17 protein-coding genes and 4 pseudogenes are annotated in these 18,890 nt (G+C 58.9%); 12 read left to right on the forward strand and 9 right to left on the reverse strand.

The window, feature by feature from the left end:
* The first annotated feature begins 6 nt into the window (after window positions 1-6).
* From clpK to GST84_11345, 6 genes are all read left to right on the forward strand, one after another.
* The gene (clpK, locus tag GST84_11320; protein XGB12929.1) at window positions 7-2,778 is read left to right on the forward strand and encodes a heat shock survival AAA family ATPase ClpK; all 2,772 of its coding nucleotides are present in this window, start codon (window positions 7-9) and stop codon (window positions 2,776-2,778) included.
* Window positions 2,779-2,836: 58 nt separating this feature from the next.
* Window positions 2,837-3,307 (forward strand): diguanylate cyclase, encoded by a 471-nt coding sequence (locus tag GST84_11325; protein ID XGB12930.1) that lies wholly within the window; start codon window positions 2,837-2,839, stop codon window positions 3,305-3,307.
* A gap of 189 nt (window positions 3,308-3,496) precedes the next feature.
* A complete protein-coding gene (locus GST84_11330) occupies window positions 3,497-3,952 on the forward strand; it encodes an Hsp20 family protein (GenBank protein ID XGB15748.1) in 456 nt (151 codons plus the stop codon).
* Between the two features lie 27 nt (window positions 3,953-3,979).
* Window positions 3,980-4,351 carry an Hsp20 family protein gene (locus GST84_11335; GenBank protein ID XGB12931.1) on the forward strand — a complete coding sequence of 124 codons (372 nt, stop codon included), beginning with the start codon at window positions 3,980-3,982 and terminating at the stop codon, window positions 4,349-4,351.
* A gap of 26 nt (window positions 4,352-4,377) precedes the next feature.
* Complete coding sequence (locus tag GST84_11340; GenBank protein ID XGB12932.1) at window positions 4,378-4,881, forward strand: Hsp20 family protein; 504 nt, start codon at window positions 4,378-4,380, stop codon at window positions 4,879-4,881.
* A gap of 229 nt (window positions 4,882-5,110) precedes the next feature.
* On the forward strand, window positions 5,111-6,892 hold the full coding sequence (locus GST84_11345; protein ID XGB12933.1) for a potassium transporter: 1,782 nt from the start codon (window positions 5,111-5,113) through the stop codon (window positions 6,890-6,892).
* 149 nt (window positions 6,893-7,041) lie between these two features.
* On the opposite strand, the gene GST84_11350 is transcribed toward GST84_11345, so the two are convergent.
* Complete coding sequence (locus GST84_11350; GenBank protein XGB12934.1) at window positions 7,042-7,914, reverse strand: LysR family transcriptional regulator; 873 nt, start codon at window positions 7,912-7,914, stop codon at window positions 7,042-7,044.
* 220 nt (window positions 7,915-8,134) lie between these two features.
* Here GST84_11350 and gloA point away from each other — a divergent pair, with 220 nt between their 5' ends.
* Window positions 8,135-8,530 (forward strand): lactoylglutathione lyase, encoded by a 396-nt coding sequence (gene gloA, locus GST84_11355; GenBank protein ID XGB12935.1) that lies wholly within the window; start codon window positions 8,135-8,137, stop codon window positions 8,528-8,530.
* A 470-nt stretch (window positions 8,531-9,000) separates the two neighbouring features.
* On the forward strand, window positions 9,001-9,969 hold the full coding sequence (locus GST84_11360; protein XGB12936.1) for a TIGR03571 family LLM class oxidoreductase: 969 nt from the start codon (window positions 9,001-9,003) through the stop codon (window positions 9,967-9,969).
* 101 nt (window positions 9,970-10,070) lie between these two features.
* Here the strand turns inward: GST84_11360 and GST84_11365 are convergent, their stop codons facing one another.
* Window positions 10,071-10,892 (reverse strand): methyltransferase, encoded by an 822-nt coding sequence (locus GST84_11365; GenBank protein ID XGB12937.1) that lies wholly within the window; start codon window positions 10,890-10,892, stop codon window positions 10,071-10,073.
* Window positions 10,893-11,426: 534 nt separating this feature from the next.
* Between GST84_11365 and GST84_11370 the strand changes: the two genes are divergently transcribed.
* Window positions 11,427-11,636: a hypothetical protein gene (locus GST84_11370; GenBank protein XGB12938.1), complete on the forward strand. Its 210-nt coding sequence runs from the start codon at window positions 11,427-11,429 to the stop codon at window positions 11,634-11,636.
* A 296-nt stretch (window positions 11,637-11,932) separates the two neighbouring features.
* On the opposite strand, the pseudogene GST84_11375 reads toward GST84_11370, so the two are convergent.
* Window positions 11,933-13,096: pseudogene (locus GST84_11375) on the reverse strand (AAA domain-containing protein).
* Window positions 13,097-13,349: 253 nt separating this feature from the next.
* On the opposite strand from GST84_11375, the gene GST84_11380 reads away from it, so the two are divergent.
* Window positions 13,350-13,763, forward strand: coding sequence for an aminoacyl-tRNA hydrolase (locus GST84_11380; GenBank protein XGB15749.1), 414 nt, complete (start codon window positions 13,350-13,352; stop codon window positions 13,761-13,763).
* Between the two features lie 254 nt (window positions 13,764-14,017).
* Window positions 14,018-14,279, forward strand: a pseudogene (locus GST84_11385) (outer membrane lipoprotein-sorting protein).
* A gap of 206 nt (window positions 14,280-14,485) precedes the next feature.
* Here the strand turns inward: GST84_11385 and GST84_11390 are convergent.
* The 6 genes and pseudogenes from GST84_11390 to GST84_11415 all read right to left on the reverse strand — a co-directional run bounded on the left by GST84_11390 (window position 14,486) and on the right by GST84_11415 (window position 17,683).
* Complete coding sequence (locus GST84_11390; protein ID XGB12939.1) at window positions 14,486-14,869, reverse strand: MerR family transcriptional regulator; 384 nt, start codon at window positions 14,867-14,869, stop codon at window positions 14,486-14,488.
* Between the two features lie 165 nt (window positions 14,870-15,034).
* The gene (locus tag GST84_11395) at window positions 15,035-15,613 is read right to left on the reverse strand and encodes a flavodoxin family protein (GenBank protein ID XGB12940.1); all 579 of its coding nucleotides are present in this window, start codon (window positions 15,611-15,613) and stop codon (window positions 15,035-15,037) included.
* A gap of 224 nt (window positions 15,614-15,837) precedes the next feature.
* Window positions 15,838-16,266 carry a toxin YhaV gene (locus tag GST84_11400; protein ID XGB15750.1) on the reverse strand — a complete coding sequence of 143 codons (429 nt, stop codon included), beginning with the start codon at window positions 16,264-16,266 and terminating at the stop codon, window positions 15,838-15,840.
* Window positions 16,266-16,615 (reverse strand): annotated as a pseudogene (locus tag GST84_11405) (AbrB family transcriptional regulator). Before GST84_11405 ends, GST84_11400 begins: the two are co-directional and overlap by 1 nt.
* A gap of 289 nt (window positions 16,616-16,904) precedes the next feature.
* Window positions 16,905-17,366 (reverse strand): toxin YhaV, encoded by a 462-nt coding sequence (locus GST84_11410; protein ID XGB12941.1) that lies wholly within the window; start codon window positions 17,364-17,366, stop codon window positions 16,905-16,907.
* On the reverse strand, window positions 17,366-17,683 hold the full coding sequence (locus tag GST84_11415; protein XGB12942.1) for an AbrB/MazE/SpoVT family DNA-binding domain-containing protein: 318 nt from the start codon (window positions 17,681-17,683) through the stop codon (window positions 17,366-17,368). The genes GST84_11410 and GST84_11415 overlap by 1 nt, the downstream gene beginning before the upstream one ends.
* 363 nt (window positions 17,684-18,046) lie before the next feature.
* Between GST84_11415 and GST84_11420 the strand changes: the two are divergent.
* Window positions 18,047-18,876: pseudogene (locus GST84_11420) on the forward strand (IS5 family transposase).
* Window positions 18,877-18,890 lie beyond the last annotated feature (14 nt).

Genomic DNA, 18,890 nt, shown 5'->3' on the forward strand with positions numbered 1-18,890 from the left:
GCCCGCATGGCCAGCAAACAGTGCCAGGTCTGTGGCCAACCCGCTACGACACGGGTGGAAGCCAAGGTCAATGGCCGCCACAGCACAATGCTGTTGTGTAATGATCACTATCGCCAATTGGTGCGCCAGCAAAAGCGCACCCTTTCCCCACTGGAGGCCCTTTTCGGCTCGCGCAGCGGTTTGTTTGAGGATTTCATCGGCAGCGATTTCTTCCGCAACGGAGGAGACTCAGTATCCGTTGCCGCGGGTGCCGATGATGTGGCCGAAGCGTCGTCTGGCGAACCTGCCCCCGCAGGGGCTGGCACGCCGCGGCGTCGTGGCAGCGGGCTGGCCAGCCGCATCAGCGAACACTCCGAGGCCCTGTTGCAGGAAGCTGCCAAGCGTGCCACGGAGTTCGGTCGGCCCGAAGTCGATACTGAGCACCTGCTGCTGGCCCTAGCCGACAGCGACGTGGTGAAGACCGTCCTCAGCCAGTTCAAGATCAAGGTCGATGACCTCAAACGCCAGATCGAGGCCGAAGCCAAGCGCGGCGACAAACCGTTTGAAGGAGAAATCGGCGTGTCGCCTCGCGTGAAGGATGCGCTCAGTCGCGCCTTTGTCGCCTCGAATGAATTAGGCCACGCTTACGTCGGACCCGAGCACCTTCTGATCGGGCTAGCAGAGGAGGGCGAAGGGCTGGCCGCCAACTTGCTGCGCCGCTATGGCCTCACGCCGCAGGCCCTGCGCCAGCGGGTAAACAAGGTGGTTGGCAAAGGGGCGGAGGATGGCCGCGCCGAGGCGCCGACCAATACGCCGGAGCTCGACAAGTATTCGCGCGATCTCACCAAGATGGCGCGCGAGGGCAAGCTGGACCCGGTCATCGGACGCGCGCAGGAAATCGAAACCACCATCGAGGTGCTGGCGCGGCGCAAGAAGAACAATCCCGTGTTGATCGGCGACCCTGGCGTGGGCAAGACGGCCATCGTCGAGGGATTGGCACAGCGTATGGTGGCCGGCGAGGTGCCCGAGACGCTGCGTGACAAGCGCCTGGTAGAGCTGAACATCAATTCCATGGTGGCCGGCGCGAAGTACCGGGGCGAGTTCGAGGAACGCGTGCACAAGGTGCTCAAGGAAATCTCCGAGCACCAGGGCGAGTTGATTCTCTTCATCGACGAGGTGCACACCATTGTGGGTGCCGGCCAGGGTGGTGGAGAAGGCGGCTTGGACGTCGCCAACGTCTTCAAACCGATGATGGCGCGTGGTGAGCTGAACCTGATCGGCGCGACCACGCTCAACGAGTACCAGAAGTACATCGAGCAGGACGCTGCGCTGGAGCGGCGTTTCCAGCCGGTCATGGTGCCCGAGCCAACGGTGGCGCAGACCATCATGATCCTGCGCGGCCTGCGCGATACCTTTGAAGCGCACCACAAGGTCAGCATCACCGAGGACGCGATCATCGCTGCCGCCGAACTGTCCGACCGCTACGTCACCGCGCGCTTCCTGCCGGACAAGGCCATCGACTTGCTCGATCAGGCTGCCGCCCGCGTGAAGCTATCGGCGACGGCCCGCCCGGTGGCGGTGCAGGAAATGGAATCCGAACTGCACCAGTTGCGCCGGGAGCAGAACTACGCGGCTTCCCGCAAGCGATATGACAATGCGGCGCAGATCAGCAAGCGCATCGAAGCCAAGGAGGCCGAACTCAAGGAGCGCGTCGCGGACTGGGAGCGCGAGCGCGGTTCGGGCAGCGCCGAAGTCAAGGCGGAGCACGTTGCACAGATCGTCTCGCGTCTGACCGGCATCCCGGTCAATGAGCTGACGGTGGAGGAGCGCGAGAAACTGCTGCACCTGGAGCATCGGCTGCATGAGCGCCTGGTGGGGCAGGACGAGGCGGTACGCGCTGTGGCGGATGCGGTGCGGCTGTCGCGCGCGGGTCTGCGCGAAGGCAGCAAGCCCGTGGCCACGTTCCTGTTCCTGGGTTCCACTGGCGTCGGCAAGACTGAGCTCGCCAAGGCGCTGGCGGAATCCATCTACGGCGACGAGGGGGCCCTGTTGCGCATCGACATGTCGGAGTATGGCGAGCGCCATTCCGTGGCTCGGCTGGTGGGCGCGCCCCCCGGCTACGTCGGTTATGACGAAGGTGGCCAGCTTACCGAAAAGGTCCGGCGCAAGCCCTATAGCGTGCTGCTGCTCGACGAGATCGAGAAGGCCCACCCCGACGTCTACAACATCCTGCTGCAGGTGTTCGACGACGGGCGACTGACCGATGGTAAGGGGCGCGTGGTGGACTTCACCAACACCATTATCATCGCCACGTCCAACCTGGGCTCCGACATCATTCAGCGCCGGCTGAATGCGCCCGGAGCGGCTGGCGAGGAATACGAGAAGACCAAGGCCGAGGTGATGGACGTGCTGCGCGGGCACTTTCGCCCCGAGTTCCTCAACCGCATCGACGAAATCATCGTCTTCCATGCCCTGGGCAAGCAAGAGATCCGCCACATCGTCGGCCTGCAACTCGATCGCGTGGCCCGTAATGCCGCGAGCCAGGGCGTGACGCTGACGTTCGACGAGACGCTGGTCGATCACTTGGCGGAAGAGGGCTACAAACCCGAATTCGGTGCCCGCGAGCTCAAGCGACTGATCCGCAGCGAGCTGGAGACGGCACTGGCGCGTGAAATACTCGGCGGCGGCATTGGCAAGGGTGATCAGGCCCATGCGCGCTGGGACGACAAGGCGGAGCGGGTCGGGTTCGACCGGCGGCAAGCCGTGCCGGTCAAAGAGCTCGACAGTGAAAATGCGTGAAGCGCTGCCGAAGGCTGCACTTTCTCGTTGCAATGATCTGCTGCTGAAGGGGTGACGCATGAAGGACAGCAATCAGCCCGAGACCACACGCATGCGACTGCGTCGCGAGTGGGCGGTGATGACGTTTTACGAGCGTTTCGAGCAGATCGTCGCCCACATTCTATCGATGGTGATCGCGCTGGTTATCGTGGTGTCGCTGGTGCAGCTGATCCAGATAGTCTTCAGCCTGCTGATCATCGATGCGTTCAATCCGCTGGACCACCGGACCTTCCAGAATGTGTTCGGCATGGTCATGACGCTGCTGATCGCGATGGAATTCAAGCATTCCATCGTGCGCGTTGTCTTGCGCCGTGACAGCATCATTCAGGTCAAGACGGTCCTGTTGATCGGGTTGATCGCGCTGTCCCGCAAGATCGTGATCCTTGATCCCGATGTCAGCCCGGCCAAAGTCGCGGCGCTTGCTGGCGCGACCCTGGCCCTGGGGCTGACCTATTGGCTGTTGCGTGAGCGCGATGATCGAGTTGCCTAGGCTCTGTGTGAATGGCGCCAAGGCAAAGATTGAAGGGGAAAAAGAGCGCGGATCTGTAATTCCATATTCGTTCAAACCGGGGCTTGAAAACCTCGAAATCGCTCACATGATTCCGTCGTCAGGGGCCGCAGCCCGGCGCTTCGTGCCTCCTGTTCGAGATCATTTCAGTCAGCTTGAAGGAGGATTGTCATATACGAGTCCCTTCTTAATCTGTCGAGCGATCCCATTGCCGAGTTCGAGAGGCTGCAGCGCGAACTGCAACATGTGCTGGGAACGGGTCTGGGGCGCCCAGGCAGTATTCGTGCCTTGGCCAGTGGTGCTTTTCCTGCCATCAATGTCGCGAGCACGCCGTCCAGCCTGGAGGTCTACGCCTTCGTTCCCGGCGTCGACCCGAGCGACCTCGATCTGCAGATTCACCGAGGGTTGCTGTCGATTTCCGGTGAGCGCCGGCCGGCGCGCAGCGCACAGGAGGGCAATTGCTCGGTGTACGCCAACGAGCGTTTTTCCGGACGGTTCAAGCGTACCGTGAGCCTCAATGATCAGGTCGATACCGACAAGGTCGAAGCTCACTGTTGCGACGGTGTTCTGCGCATTTCGCTACCGCGGCGCGAAGCGCTGCAGCCCAAGCGCATAGCCATTCAGTAACAGCAACGGTTTGAAGGAGGAATCACCATGAACGACAAGCAAGCGGTCGTGCGCGGCGAAACTGAAACCCAAACACTGCTGCCGCGTATCGATGTATTTGAAGACGAAAACGGAATCCAACTGTTTGCGGACCTACCGGGCGTGCCCAAGGACCATCTCGTGGTCAATGTGGACGGTGACACGCTTGTGCTGGAAGGGGAGATCATGCCGCAGTTGAGCGAACAGTTGGAGGCCGTCTACGCAGAGGTCCAGCTGTCGCGATTCAGGCGAGCCTTCACCTTGAGCTCCGAACTGGACACGACCCGGATCGACGCTGAGCTACGGGACGGCGTGCTGAACGTGCGCGTTCCCAAACATGCACATGCCCAGCCGCGCAAGATCGTCGTGAAAAGCGAGTAGGGCCTTGAGCGTGTGGAGGACGACCCATGGACAAACTAGCTGAACTCAAACATGGCCTGGAGGAAACCTGGCATTCGCTGGGCGAGGGCTGGCGTCAGCTTCGCGATCGCACCAGCGAGGCCCTGACGCGCCTCACGCCTGTCAACCGGAGCAGGAACGTCTCGGAGGATGCTACTTCAGCACCGGCACTTGCCTCGAACTGGGGATTGCTGGCCGGCGATCTTTACGAGGATGGCGACCAGGTCGTCATTCGCCTCGAGGTGCCCGGAATGGTGAAGGAGGATCTGAATCTGGAAGTGCGGGGCGATGCCTTGATCATTCGCGGTGAAAAACGCATCGAGCAGGAGCAGGGCAATGGGCGTTATCGCGTCCGGCAGTGCACCTTCGGCAGTTTCCGCCGCGCCTTCCAGCTTCCCGCTCCGGTCATTGCCGAGAAGGCCAGAGCCATATGCAGCAACGGTGTGCTGCGTGTCGAACTGCCCAAGGAAGAGCGTGCGCGTGGCCGGCGCATCGAGGTTCGCTCGGGTTGATACTGCCACTGCATGTTCTTTGCGCAGACAAGGTACAACCCTCGTCGCCTGAACTACCCGCCCGCGAAAACCTCGCGGGCGGGTAGTACTTCGGTTGCTCAACGGGAAGAACGGTAGCCGCTCCCCCCTGCAATGGACATTGCACTTCTCTGTCGAGCTGAGGCGCCCAGCGATAATTCATCCGGATTTTTTCCCATAACCGGTCCTGCCAGGGTTGAAGGTCGAGACTATGTCCGCTGAAGGTAACGCAGGACTTTTGTTGGGTGTTATCACTTTGCTCACCGCCGCCGTGGTGGCCGTGCCGCTGCTCAAGCGCATCGGGTTCGGCTCAGTGATGGGCTACCTGTTGGCAGGGATGATGATCGGACCCTTCGGGCTGCAACTGATCAATGACCCCCACACCATCATTGATGTGGGCGAGTTGGGTGTGGTGATGTTTCTTTTCGTGATTGGCCTGGAGCTCAAACCCTCGCATCTATGGGACCTGCGTGGGCAGATCTTTGGGCTGGGCAGCCTGCAGGTGGTGATCTGTGCCGTTCTGCTCACCGTCGTCGGCAAGGCCTTTGGTTTCCCTTGGCAGGTGTCATTCGTCTGCGCGGCCGGTTTTGTGCTCACATCCACGGCGATTGTCATGCAAGTTCTCTCGGAGCGGGGTGACTTGAACGAGCCGAGGGGCCAACGCATCGTCTCCATTCTGCTGTTTGAAGACCTGTTGATAGTGCCGTTGCTGGCGGTGGTGGCATTTCTGGCACCTACTGCATCGGTGCCCGAACCCAGCTCCCCCCTGTGGCAGCGCATGGCGACCGCAGCGCTGTCCCTGAGCGCACTGGTGGTCATCGGGTTGTGGTTGCTCAACCCTCTGTTTCGGGTATTGGCCCAAGCCAGGGCGCGCGAGGTGATGACTGCTGCCGCGCTGCTGGTGGTGCTGGGAGCAGCGCTGCTGATGGAAATCGGCGGCCTGTCAATGGCGATGGGCGCGTTCGTTGCCGGTGTGCTGCTGTCGGAGTCCACCTTCCGCCACCAGCTTGAGGCTGACATAGAACCGTTTCGCGGGTTGTTGCTGGGGCTGTTTTTCCTCGGCGTCGGCATGGCGCTGGATCTGCACGTGGTGGCCGCGAACTGGCTGCTGATCACCTCTGGCGTGCTGGCGCTGATGATGGTCAAGGCGCTGTGTATCTATGGGGTCGCGCGCCTCGCGAAAAGCCAGCATGGTGATGCGCTGGACCGCGCCGTGCTGATGGCGCAGGGTGGTGAATTTGCGTTCGTGCTGTTTGCCGAAGCGCTGAAACTCAAGGTCGTCAGTGCCGAAATCAACGCCAACATGACGGCTATCGTGGTGTTGTCCATGGCCGTTACGCCGGTCAACCTTCTATTGTACAAGCGCTTCGCGCGGCCCCGGGCGGTTTCCATGGCCGGTGTGGAGCCGGCACAGAATCTCCAAGGCCATATCCTGATCATAGGGTTTGGTCGTGTCGGCCAGATCGCTTGCCAGGCACCACTCGCTCATGGCGCCAAGCTTTCGATCATCGACATGGACCCGGAGGTGATCCGCGCCGTCGAGCCTTATGGTTTCAAGGTCTATTACGGTGATGGTGCCCGGCACGACCTGTTGCATGCTGCCGGGGCCCATCACGCCCGTACCATCATTGTGTGCGTGAATGACAAGAAGGCCGCGACACGCATCGTCGAAAGCACGCGGCACTATTGCCCGCAGGTGAAGGTGCTGGTGCGCGCCTTTGACCGCGAGCACGCGTTGGAGCTGGTCAAGCACGACGCCGACTACATCGTGCGGGAAACCTTTGAATCCGCCTTGCTGCTTGGCCACCAGGCCGTGCTGACCCTGGGTGCCTCAGCGCACGAAGCCGACGCGGTGACCGACGAGGTGCGCACCCGCGATGCTGAACGTTTTGCCCTGGAAACATCCGGGGGGCTATTTGCCGGGCGAGCGTTGGTCCTGGGAAATATCGAGCGCATTGATCCGCCGAAGCCTGAAGCACGGGATGCTCATTGAGCATGAAAACCTGACGGCAATACGCACACTCACGCTATCGCAGGCACGCACACAACTGCGGGCGATTATTTTCTGCCGCTTCGTGGGCGATGTGTAGTTTCCTGGATGGCGAGACAGATTAAATCTTCATGGGATGCGGGGATTGCACATTAAACATTGCCCTTGCCCTGGTGATTATCAATGGCCTCGATGAAATTCTTGATCAACGGCGACTGCTGATTTTTTCGCCAGACGAAATAGATATCGCTTGAATCCAAGCTCGGCACATGATCGGCCTGAAAGGTATCTGCCTGGCTCGCGAAACGGTCGATATAACTCTCTGGCACGCAAGCAAAGCCAATTTCCTGTGCGATGCAGGCAAAAATACTGGGATACGATTCGATTTCCAGTATCGCCCGAGGCTGGATGCCGCTGCGTTCTAGCCAGTTATCGACCTGTTGCCTGTAGTGACAGGTGCGACCGAATACATACAGTTCGAGCCCAGCCAGGTCTTCCGGGGTGGGCGAGGAAAAGGCCTTCGGTACAACTCTCAACAAGCGCTCACGGAACGCTAAGCGGCTTTCAAGCAAAGGATGCTCGATGGGGCCATCAGTGAGGATCAAATCAAGCTCGCCATCCATCAACAGCCGCTCCAGGAGTAGCGAGTGCTCCGGACGGATGTGCAGTTCTACCCCAGGCGCCTCAAGGCGGTACCGTACCAGAAGCGGAGGGAGATGATTGGCCAGCGCTACGTCAAGCGCCCCAACGCGAAGCACGCCAGGCATGGAATCGGTTGAAAACAGCGAGCGTGTTTCAGCTGCCAGGTCGAGGAGCTGTTTGGCTTTGCGGTAGACCAGCCTACCTTCGGGGGTGACAAGTAACCGGTTATTTTCGCGGTTGAACAAGACGACGCCGAGCTGAGTTTCTAGTTCTCGCAGTCTTGCTGTGATGTTCGAGGGCACGCAATGCAGCTGTGCAGCTGCTGCGGCTATCGTACCGTGCTCTACGACAGCGCAAAAAAAACCAAGCTGTGAAAGCTTCAAGATGCTCTCCTTTTGTGATGGTATAGCTCACATCTGATCACTTTTAGTGATGCGTGTGTCAGCTTAACATTGCCCGGGCAAACGCATCCAATCACCTCGACAGCCTAGCCTCATGGGCTTGCGGTGGTAGGGCCTGGATGCACGGACTTTCGTCGTTGTCGGGGAAAGCCTTCTAGGAAATGTTGGCCTTGCGAAGGGCTGAAGCTGCAGCGGAGAATCGATGCGCATACTACATACCATGCTACGTGTGGTGGATCTGGATAAAACCATTCACTTCTACACTAAAGTGCTCGGCATGAGCCTCTTGAGACGCAAAGACTATCCGGAGGGCAAATTCACCCTTGCTTTCCTCGGATATGGCCTGGAGACAGAAACTGCTGTTCTGGAGCTGACGCGAAATTGGGGACAAGATAGCTATGAGATTGGCGATGCTTACGGGCATGTAGCTATCGAGGTTGAGGATGCAGAAGCTGTGTGCAGCCGTGCTGCTATCATGGGATATCGTGTTCCTCGACCAGCAGGTCTCATGAAACATGGACGCACAATAATCGCGTTCATTGAAGATCCCAACGGGTACAAGGTCGAGCTGATACAAAAAGGCACGCAATTCGACTGATCAAGCGAGGGAAGGCGCGAGGCAGGGCCTGGAGTGGCGAAAGTGCTTTTGTGCTCTTTACCGAAGCTCGGTCTTCAAGGCCCTGAACTCATCATAGCTGTTGGCCGTACAGGTCGGATTGCTTGTCCGGCGCCGCTCGCACAGGGAGCTAAACTTTAGAATATCGATGTAAATCCGCAACTGATTCGCACCGTGGAGCCCTCTGGTCTCAAGGTCCATCACGGTGATGGTGACCGCTCTGACACATTGAGCGGTTCATACACGATGCCGACTACCTAGGGCGGGAAACCTTTAATCCGCACTGTAGCTCGACCGTCAAGCCGTGCTGACGCTGGGCGCGTTGGGGGTCGAAACCGACGCGGTGCGCATACGCGATACCTAACGAAGTGGCGAAGGTGTCCGTTGTCATAGGACAAACCCAGGTTTCTTTCAGCACCCTCATCCAGGTTCTGATGTAAGTAGGAGGGCGCATGTTCACTCCGAGTTCCATTCCCTATCAGCGACAACCGGGCTTTCAGCGCACTTACCGTCAAGGTCGGTTGAGCCTGGGCCTTTTCCTCCCCCTCGAAGCCTTTAGCGGTGATATGCCGAGTATGGCTGGCCAGGTGAGCCTGGCCCAAAGAGCCGAAAAGCTAGGTTTCGCTGCCCTTTGGTTTCGCGATGTACCGTTACGTGACCCTAGTTTCGGTGATACCGGTCAGGTCTTCGATCCTTGGGTCTACCTGGGTTTCATGGCGGCACACACGCATTCGATTGCGCTGGGTACCGCCTCGGTCATCCTGCCAATCCGCAACCCTCTTCACACCGCGAAGGCGGCCACCAGTGTAGATCAACTCAGTGGTGGCCGCCTGTTATTAGGCGTGGCTTCCGGGGACCGACCTGTAGAGTTTCCCGCATTCGGTGTAGATCCGGAGCAGCGTGACAGAATGTTCCGCGAATACCTAGAGGTATTTCGCCAGGTTCAGCGCAGCAGTTTCGTGCCTTTGACCTGGTCCGGCGGCACGCTTGAGGGCTGCGATCTGATTCCCAAGCCGACCACAGCGGAAATTCCATTCTTCGTCACCGGTCATAGCCGCCAGACGCTGGATTGGATTGCCCGCTGCAGTCATGGCTGGATCAGTTATCCGCGTGCGCCGAAGACTCAGCAACTGATTGTCGAGAACTGGCGCACTGCAGTGCATACCGAATGTGGTGAGCTGTTCAAACCCTTCACCCAGTCGCTATACATCGACCTGACGGACAACTCGCAGATACCCCCTCGACCGATCCACCTCGGCTATCAATTAGGGCGATATCATCTGATCTCACTGCTGCAACACTTACAGGAGATCGGCGTCAACCATGTGATCATCAACTTGAAGTACGGGCAACGCCCCGCTGGCGAGGTCCTCGAGGAGCTCGGTCAGTTCGTTCTGCCTGACTTCATCCTGTCTACGTGAGGCGGCACGGGGCACGAATGCTACGCCCCGAGCTTTCTATCCGGTCACCGCGCCGGGCGCGAGACGGCGATATGGCCGCCGCCACACCCGGTGACCAATACCTAGTGAAAGAAGGCCAGGGTACGAACTTCGATACTTTCGCGTGGCGGGGCTCCCGGCGGCGTATGGGGGAGCTGGAAGGCGGCATGGGGGGTGAAGCGGGCACGGCCGTCGTGACGCGAGTCATAACCCTTGATCAGCAAGACTTCGTCACGGCGCATCTCCGGAAAATAGTACCAGCGCTGGTGAGTATTGTAGGCGAGGTGATAAATTTCCCCGATGCGATCCGGATAGACCAAGTCGGTAGCCAGCAGATCATTGGGGGCGAGCGTCGAGGCGTCCAGCACCGCCAACGGCGAGCGCTTGACAGGGCCGCTTATCGGGCGCCAGACGTTGATCTGAGCGACTGACATCGCTGCCATTGCGGCGGCTTGTTCCGCGCCCAGTACTTCCCGGATACGCTCAGGCCCCGAGTGTTCGGTGTAGTCATTGTGCACACGGCTGGCTGGGCCGCGAAAATCCCGCCGTTCGGCGTCACTGCGCCTGGTGTGGTCGAAGATCACGACCCGGCTCGCGCCCGTCAATTGCTTGATCAAGGCCTTTATCTCGTCATAGTAGACCTTTACTACCGAGGTATCGTCGTAGAGATCGTCTACCACCGTCTCTCGCCGGTGGAGTTCAAACCCCTGCTTGTCCAGTGAAAGGCTGTCGGCTAACGGACGTCCGTTTTGTATCTTGACTTCGCGCTCCTCCTGCTCGGCAAAGTAGTGAGCCTCACTGTCACCGGTCAAAGCCTCGGTATGTATATAGGGCTTTGCATTTTGCCTGACCAGGTAGGTGAGTTTCGTGAGAACGCTATCGGGCATATCAATTGTGCATTTCAAGTAATACCTCCCGTTCTGCTGGCCGTACTCGGCGTGGTGGCGCTGTGGCGGCGATGTGGCTGGCATGTAGGCTCGCTCTCAATCATATGCCCTCGAACAGACGCATTAAATGCCCTCCAGGCGCAAGCCCTCCAAGAGTGACAAGTGGCTATCCACAACTTTGCTGTCAGCAGGAGAAAGCTTGGAATCTGCAAGAGGCGGATACTTGCCCAGGCCTTCCCCCGTTTCGTGAGTCGAAAGGATGGCACCACTGCTGTTCACGTACATGCCGTGTAGCATGACCTGCGTGTCTGCGGCGGAAGCTTCGTTAGCACCCATTTTCAATGGTTTGCCCAATTGACAGCGCGTGTTCCAGTCAGGTGCGTGCTGATTAGCTCCGGCCCTGCAAATGGTGGATCTCACCATGAACGACATATGCCGCCATGGGGGGGCCGTCGAGCACCAGCAGGTCGGCCTGCTTACCTGGCTCGAGCGTGCAGACTGGTATGGGCGCCAGCGGCGCAGTAGATCACTGGGGCAGGGATCAAAGCTGCAATGGCGCTCGGCGCCTGCGGTGCGCAGCTTGGCACAGCCTTTATCCTCTGCCCTGAGACATCCGCAAACGCTGCCTACCGGGAAGCAATGAAAAGCCATCGCGCCTATCACACCCAGGTTACCAGTGTGATTTCTGGGCGACCTGCCCGGGGCATGGTCAATCGGAACTTCACGGATCTACCTTCGGATCACGCCTCTATACCGGCATAGGCATCACTTTCGAATCCTTATCGAGGCGAGATAAATGAACTGCTTAACAAGGGACTATAGTGGCATATTGCTCTGCTGACCCGCCAGAGCGAAGAAGAAGCCCAGACGAACCGGACCTGTGGCATTAGAACGGGGCTGCCTAATGGATGCCATACCAGACTGGGGGAACAGGGCACACGTGGTTTCCCGATGACACGTCATCCTCTCTCTCGAATTCTGCTGGAAGCGGGGAGCGGTGCAGTTTGGTGCGAGAGTCTAGGCAAAGTGAAAAAAATCTCAGGGTAAGTGAAAAGCCACGGTGGTGCACCGATGAGGCGCTGGTCGGCATGCTCTGCGCTGAATTCCGACATGTCGAAACGGATATAAGCGCTTTCGTCGCCGAACAGCAGGCTGGTCATGGTTTTGGCCAGCTCGGTCTTGCCCACCCCGGTCGGCCCAGCCAGGAAGGCTACGCCACGTGGACGGTTACCCTTGCGGCTGGCGCCGACGCCGGTCATCGCCCGCTTGACGATGTCGAGCATGTGGGTCACAGCGTGGTCCTGGCCTTTTACCCGTTGGTGCACCAGTTCTTCGCCCTTGCGAATGCGCTGGCGATCGATACGCAGCCAGGGGTCTTCGGTGACACCCACTTTATACCGGCGCACGGCATCAGCGATCTGCACCATGGGCACACCTTCGACCCGTGCGAGTTGCGCGATGGCGCTGAGGTCGAGCAGCAGCAGGCCCTCGGTATTCTGTACGAAGGCCTCCGCAGCCTGAGCGAGCGCGTCCTGACTCGCCTCCTGGCTACCGGCGAGCCCCTTGAGCAGCGCCGGCGCCAGGGCGCGGCGGGTCAGTTGGTCAGGTTTGGAGACGGGAATGTGGCGAATCCGGGGGTTGTCGACCAGCAGCCAGTCCGGCAGGTCGCCTTCTTTCTCCACCAGCCACAGCAGCGTATTGAAGAATGGCTTGCGCGTTTGTGGCTGGGGCCGGCTGCGCGCCTGGTGGGCATGCACCAAGGCCTGAGTGAACAGCTGATGCTCGGCCGCGTTCAGGGAATCGCTACGTACCGCAAGGCGCGAGGCGAAGTCGATGATCAGGGCGACAGGCGTATCGGTGTGGGCCAGCAGCCGCTGCATGGTGGCGGCCAGCAGGTCGATACCCGCAGACGCGGCGCCGTTCACCGGGGTCAGGCCGAGTTCCTGGAGCAGGGCTTGGCCCGGTGCCGGGTCGCTGCCGGGCTTGCCAAGCACCCGAAAACCAACCACAGGGTCCCAAGCCAGCACATGGCCATAGCCGGTGTCGAGCAAGGCGTTGCACAGGGTCTGGTTGAAGCTCTGGGCCGTGACCGTGCCAGGAACGACCTCACAAGCCTGGAGGTCGCGGATGTTGCCCGACAGGACGAATTGGCTTTTCAGTGGCAGGAAGCGGACGAGGTCACGCATCCAGCGCGGGGTTTGAAACGGTGTAGTCCCTGACATGATCAACTCGTCTAGGTTGGATCCTTGGCAGGGTATTGGTCCTTGCGCGTATTTTCCAGTATTGCCGTCTGAAAGTTCAGCGCGTTGTAGGGCAGCATTTCAAGAATGCCTCGATACGTAACGAGGATGGCAACCAGACAAGTGCATGAGGTCAGCAATGGTAGACTTCGGCGCTGATTCAAGGAACTGTGTGTGGTGCTATGGGATAGCGGCGCAGGCTGTAATAATGGAGGGCAATTACAAGGGCCATGTCATGCTGACCATCACCAATAACGTGCACCTGCCGGATGCCGACATCGAACTGACATACATTCGCGCGCAAGGCGCGGGTGGGCAGAATGTCAACAAGGTGTCCAGCGCGGTGCACCTGCGCTTCGACATCCCGGCCTCGTCGCTGCCCGAGTTTTACAAGGAGCGGCTGTTAGGGTTGCGTGACAGTCGCATTACCGGTGACGGCGTGTTGATCATCAAGGCCCAGCAGTACCGCACCCAGGAGCAGAACCGCGCTGACGCACTGGCGCGTCTTGCCGAGTTGATCATCGCTGCCGGCAAGACCGAGAAAAAACGCCGCCCCACCAAGCCGACCCTCGGCTCGAAGACCCGCCGGCTCGAAGGAAAAGCCAGACGCAGCACTATCAAGATGGGGCGGGGCAAGGTGGAGTTCTAGGCGCTGTACGAAAAGTCTTGAGACGCAGGTCAGGCAAGGCGAAAACAGCCGAGGAACGGCCGGGGTCGCGCCCGACTGTACTGGAGTACATGAGCATTCCGAGGCTGTTTTCAACGCAGCATGAACAAGTATCAAGGCTTTTCGTACAGAGCCTGGGCTCTGCAGTGCGGCTGCATCAAGCGCATGTGCGGCTGGCTAAAACAGAGTGTCAGATGAACAGCCCGCCCGACGACGCCTAAAGACTGTCAGGATCCCAAGGTAACAGCCGCATCCGCGAGTTCAGCTACCTGCAAAAGGATTACCCGGACAGCGACAAATTCACCCCTGTATTTCTCCGCGCCGAGTGATGTGCGTGACGTCGCCTTTCAGATCGAAAACCCGCGCGAGTTCCAGGGTCTCGAAGACAGCCAATGGATGTATTTGCCGGTCAGCCGACAGACCCGAAGGATTTCCACCACCGACAAACGCGGGGCGTTCATGGGTAGCGACTACTCCTATGCCGACCTCGACCAGATCGACAGCATTGTCATCCAGCGGCTTCATTAGCATTTTGCTGGTCACGCTGATTTCGCCGTGGTTCTTTGCCGCGATTGTGCCGCAGCCAGCAGTGCAAGAGGGTGAGCAGCCGGGGGGGTGGGGCTGTGCCAGGCTAAATCGCCGTGGCGCCTGCGTGCAGAAAACGGCACCGTGCGCCATGGCCGTTCAGGGGCAGCGGAGCGGATTCAGCGGGCTCTTTCCAGGTGTTCGAACTGGCATTGCATCTGAGCATCTTTGAGGCTCAGCTCAAACTCAACCAAGCCGTCATGCACTTGCTGCAATGTCTGGATCTGCCCCATCAATTCCTGCTTTTTGTTATCGATGGCCTGCATGGCCAGATCCCAGGGCAGCTCCTGGCCGTGATGATCCTGCAGAATGGCCCGCATTTCCTTGAGTTTGAAACCGAGTTGCTGAGCGCATTTGATGAAGGTCAGCAGCTCTACGCTTTGCTGGCTGTAGATGCGGTACTTGCCTTCGCGCTGCGGTGGGGGCAGCAGGCCGATTTCTTCGTAATGTCGAATGCTTTTGACGGTGGTGCCCGACAGCTGGGCCGCTTTGCCGATGTACATGAAAGTCCCTTTTTTGACGCATCAGAAGCGAAAAGATGTCGCGTGCTCGTACAGGCGCGCGACATCTTTGCACGAGCATCAGGGTGTGGGAAGCCAAGTTGGACAAGGTGTCACAGCAGGGAGGCTCGGCTGGGCAGCGCAGGGGCACGGCCCGACCGGGGCCGATCAGCGGCTGGCGACTGCCTGGACTTGTTTGAGCCAGGCTTCGCGCTGTTCCGGCTTGGAGCCCAATACCGGACCGAATGTCAGGGTTTTCAGGGGGGTTATGCCGCAGAACTCCAGGGTGGTCTTGCGTATTTGGTGCAGGCCCGGCATGCGATACACCCACCGGTAGTACCACGGCGGCGTGTCCATGGTCACCAAAAGGTGAGCCGTGCGGCCCTTGAGCAGCTTATCCGGGAAAGGCGAGCCCTTGCGGTACTTGAAGGCAAAACCGGGCAGAAACACGCGGTCGAAGAACCCCTTGAGCAACCCCGGAATGCCGCCCCACCAGATCGGGTACACCAATGTCAGGTGTTCGGCCCAGGTAATGTCGTTCTGTGCGTCGATCAAATCGGGCTCAAGCAACTGGATCTGGTTATAGCCATCGTGCAAGACCGGATCGAAATCCAGGGTGCCCAGGCGCAGCAGGCGCACCTCATGGCCTGCTTGCGTGGCGGCCTCGACATAACGTTCGGACACAGCGCCGCAAAAGCTGTTGTTCGAAGGGTGGCCGAGGATTACGAGCATGCGTTTGCGCTTCATGACAAACTCCAGGTAATGAAGTGCCAAGGGTAAAGTCTGCCCCTTACGGTAGAGTCAAGCCTTGCCGGTTAGTGGTAGAGACAGACAGTCCAGCAGCGCTCGGGTGTCGCCCGGCAAACCGTCGAATGAGGGGGCGCAGAAACGCAATGTGCGTTACGAGTGGATTACAGTGGAAGCACCAAGGGGGGGAGTCGAACGTGCAATCCCTCACCCAGTCGCGCAGCTTATGCTTTGGGCTCGTCCCAGTCATCAGGAGGGTTGCCGCGGCCCAGCATCTTCTCGAATACGGCGTAGGGATCGGATTTTCTGCCTGCGGACTGTAGAGTATTTTCGTCGTTGCCCCATGCGTAGACGATGACCTTGGACCTTGAGTCGTAGCGAAAGAACAGCCGAAAGCGCCTACCGATTTTCGCCCGCCGCCAATGTCGGTAGGCGGTGCCTAGCGTGTTGCCTTGGCGGAACTCGTCACGGCCCGGGTCGGCAGGCACAGCCTCCATGATCAGATGGCTTAATGCCCGAAACAGCTTGACGTTGGCGTTGCTTTCAAAACCTTGTGGGTCGTTCTGCGCGGCCTGGGCGGCGGCTTCTTGCAATTTGCGTAGCTGTAAAGTCACACCTTCATGGAACAACAGTGTCCAGCCATGTCGCAGTATCAGATCGCGACCTCACCGTCGATATCTTCGTCCAGATTTACATCGTGACCCGCATTGGCGAGCATGGTTTGGGCCAGGTTTCCGGCAGGGTGGTGAGGTTGCGCCCGCTTCGGATATCAGCCTCCAGCAAACCCAGGAACGCACCGATGGCAGGGTCCTCATGGATGGCTTCTACGCGGCTGACCACGACTTCCCCGGCGTGTACGTCGAATGCGATCTTGCCATCCGTGTTGAGGCCTAAAAGCTGGCGAACGGACTTGGGCACTGTCACCTGCCCCTTCGAGGTCAACGTGGCGATTTCGTGGAGGCAGGCATGAGCGTTCTCCCGGACGTATTGATTGAATGGCAAGGAATAATCCTTACACGGTCAATCTTGGTTTTCTGCTGATCAAGCATAGGCGGGGAGGACGCTCAGTAGCGCCGCAGGATGAGTTACATCACTTCCAGGGACACGATCCTCTAAAGGCTCTCAGGGTCCCCAAAGAACATTTGGACATTCATATAAATCAAATGGTTATGAATGAGAAATTGGATTTGTACCCGCAGATGTACCCCTTTTTACAGCAGCTGCGAGTGGATTACAGTGGACGCCCCGGGGCTGGCGCAGAACGTGCAATTCCCTCGCCCATTTGCACAACTTATGCTTTGGGCTCGTCCCAGTCGCTAAGCGTCGCAGCAGTCAGCGCGTCCCAGTCATCAGGAGGGTTGCCGCGCCCCAGCATCTTCTCGAATACGGCGTAGGGATCGGATTTGCTGCCTGCAGACCGGAGGGTATTTTCGTCGTTGACCCATGCATAGACGATGACCTTGGATCTTGAGTCGTAGCGGAAGAACAGCCGAAAGCGCCTACCGATCTTTGCTCGCCGCCAATGTCGGTAGGCGGTGCCCAGCGTGTTGCCTTGGCGGAACTCATCACGGCCCGGGTCGGCAGGCACGGCCTCCATGATCAGATGGCTCAATGCCCGAAACAGCTTGACGTTGGCGTTGCTCTCAAAACCTTGCGGGTCGTTCTGCTCAGCCCGGGCGGCGGCTTCTTGCAATTTGCGTAGCTGTAAAGTCACACCTTCATGGAACAACAGTGTCCAGCCATGTCGCAGCATCAGATCGCGACCTCACCATCGATATCTTCGTCCAGGTTTACAGGGTGGTTTGCGTTGGCGAGCAGGGTTTGCGCCAAGTCTTCCGGCAGAGTGGTGAGGTTGCGGCCGCCTCGGATATCAGCCTCCAGCAAACCCAGGAACGCACCGATGGCAGGGTCTTCGTGGGTGGTTTCTACGCGGCTGACCACGATTTCACCCCCGCGCACGTCGAATGCAATTTTGCCACCAGTGTCAATGCCCAAAAGCTGGCGAACGGATTTGGGCAGTGTGACCTGTCCCTTAGAGGTCAACGTGGCGATTTCGTGGATGGCAGGCATGAGTGTTCTCCCGGATGTATTGATCGGATGGTAAGGAATAATCCTTACTCGGTCAATCTGGTTTTCTGCTGATCAAGCATAGGCGGGGAGGACGCTCAATAGCGCCGCAAGATGAGTTACACCACTTCCAGGGACACGATGCTTCCATTGGCTCAAGACAGATGGCCAGCAGTATTGCGCTGTAGCGCAACCAAGAGAAGTCCCAGGTGCTAAGGATCAGGGAACTTGAAGGACATGAACTGGATGGGCTCACCTGTTCTCCCGCAAGGGATTCTCCGATCAAGTCAGCACAGGCCGTCTGACCTGTGCTGAAATAGCCCTCCGTCCAACAGCCCTCTACAAGCTCCCCATCCCATGAGTTAGATGAGCTTTTCCGATTGCGAGTACGCCGGTCAGCGCAAGCAAACCCGTCGCGAGCGGTTCCTGGCCGAGATGGAGCAGGTGGTACCGTGGAGCGGTTTGCTGGCATTGATCGAGCCGCATTACCCAAAGGCCGGCGGTGGTCGCAAGCCGTATCCACTGGAAACCATGCTGCGCATCGACCTGCTGCAAAACTGGTTCTCGTTGAGCGACCCAGCCATGGAAGAGGCGCTGTACGAGATCACTTCGATGCGCCGGTTGGCTCGGCTGACGCTCAGTGCACCGATCCCCGAAGACACGACAATCATGAATTTCCAGCACCTGTTGGAGAAGCACCAACTGGCGTCGGGGATTCTGGAAACCATCAACAATTACCTGCGAGACAAGGGCCTGTCGTTGCGCCAGGGCACCATTGTCGACGCAACCATCATCCACGCACCCAGTTCGACCAGGAAGGTAAACGCGATCCTGAAATGCATCAGACAAAAAAGGCTAATCAGTATTTCTTCGGCATGAAGGCGCATATCGGTGCCGATGCTGAGTCGGGCCTGGTGCACCACGTCCACGGCACAGCGGCGAATGTGGCCGATGTAACGGAGGTCGCTCAGCTGTTGCATGGCGATGAAGATGTTATCTGTGCCGACGCGGGTTATACCGGCATGGAGAAGCGGCCAGAGCATGAAGGAAGGCCGGTGATCTGGCAGATTGCCGCTCGCCGTAGCACCTACAAGCACTTGAGCAAACGCAGCATGCTCTACCAAGCCAGACGCAAGATCGAGAAGGTCAAAGCGCAGACGCGAGCGAAGGTTGAACATCCATTCCGTGTGATCAAGCATGTATCAATGCC

Source organism: Pseudomonas putida, assembly GCA_041879295.1.
GTDB lineage: Bacteria > Pseudomonadota > Gammaproteobacteria > Pseudomonadales > Pseudomonadaceae > Aquipseudomonas > Aquipseudomonas putida_Y.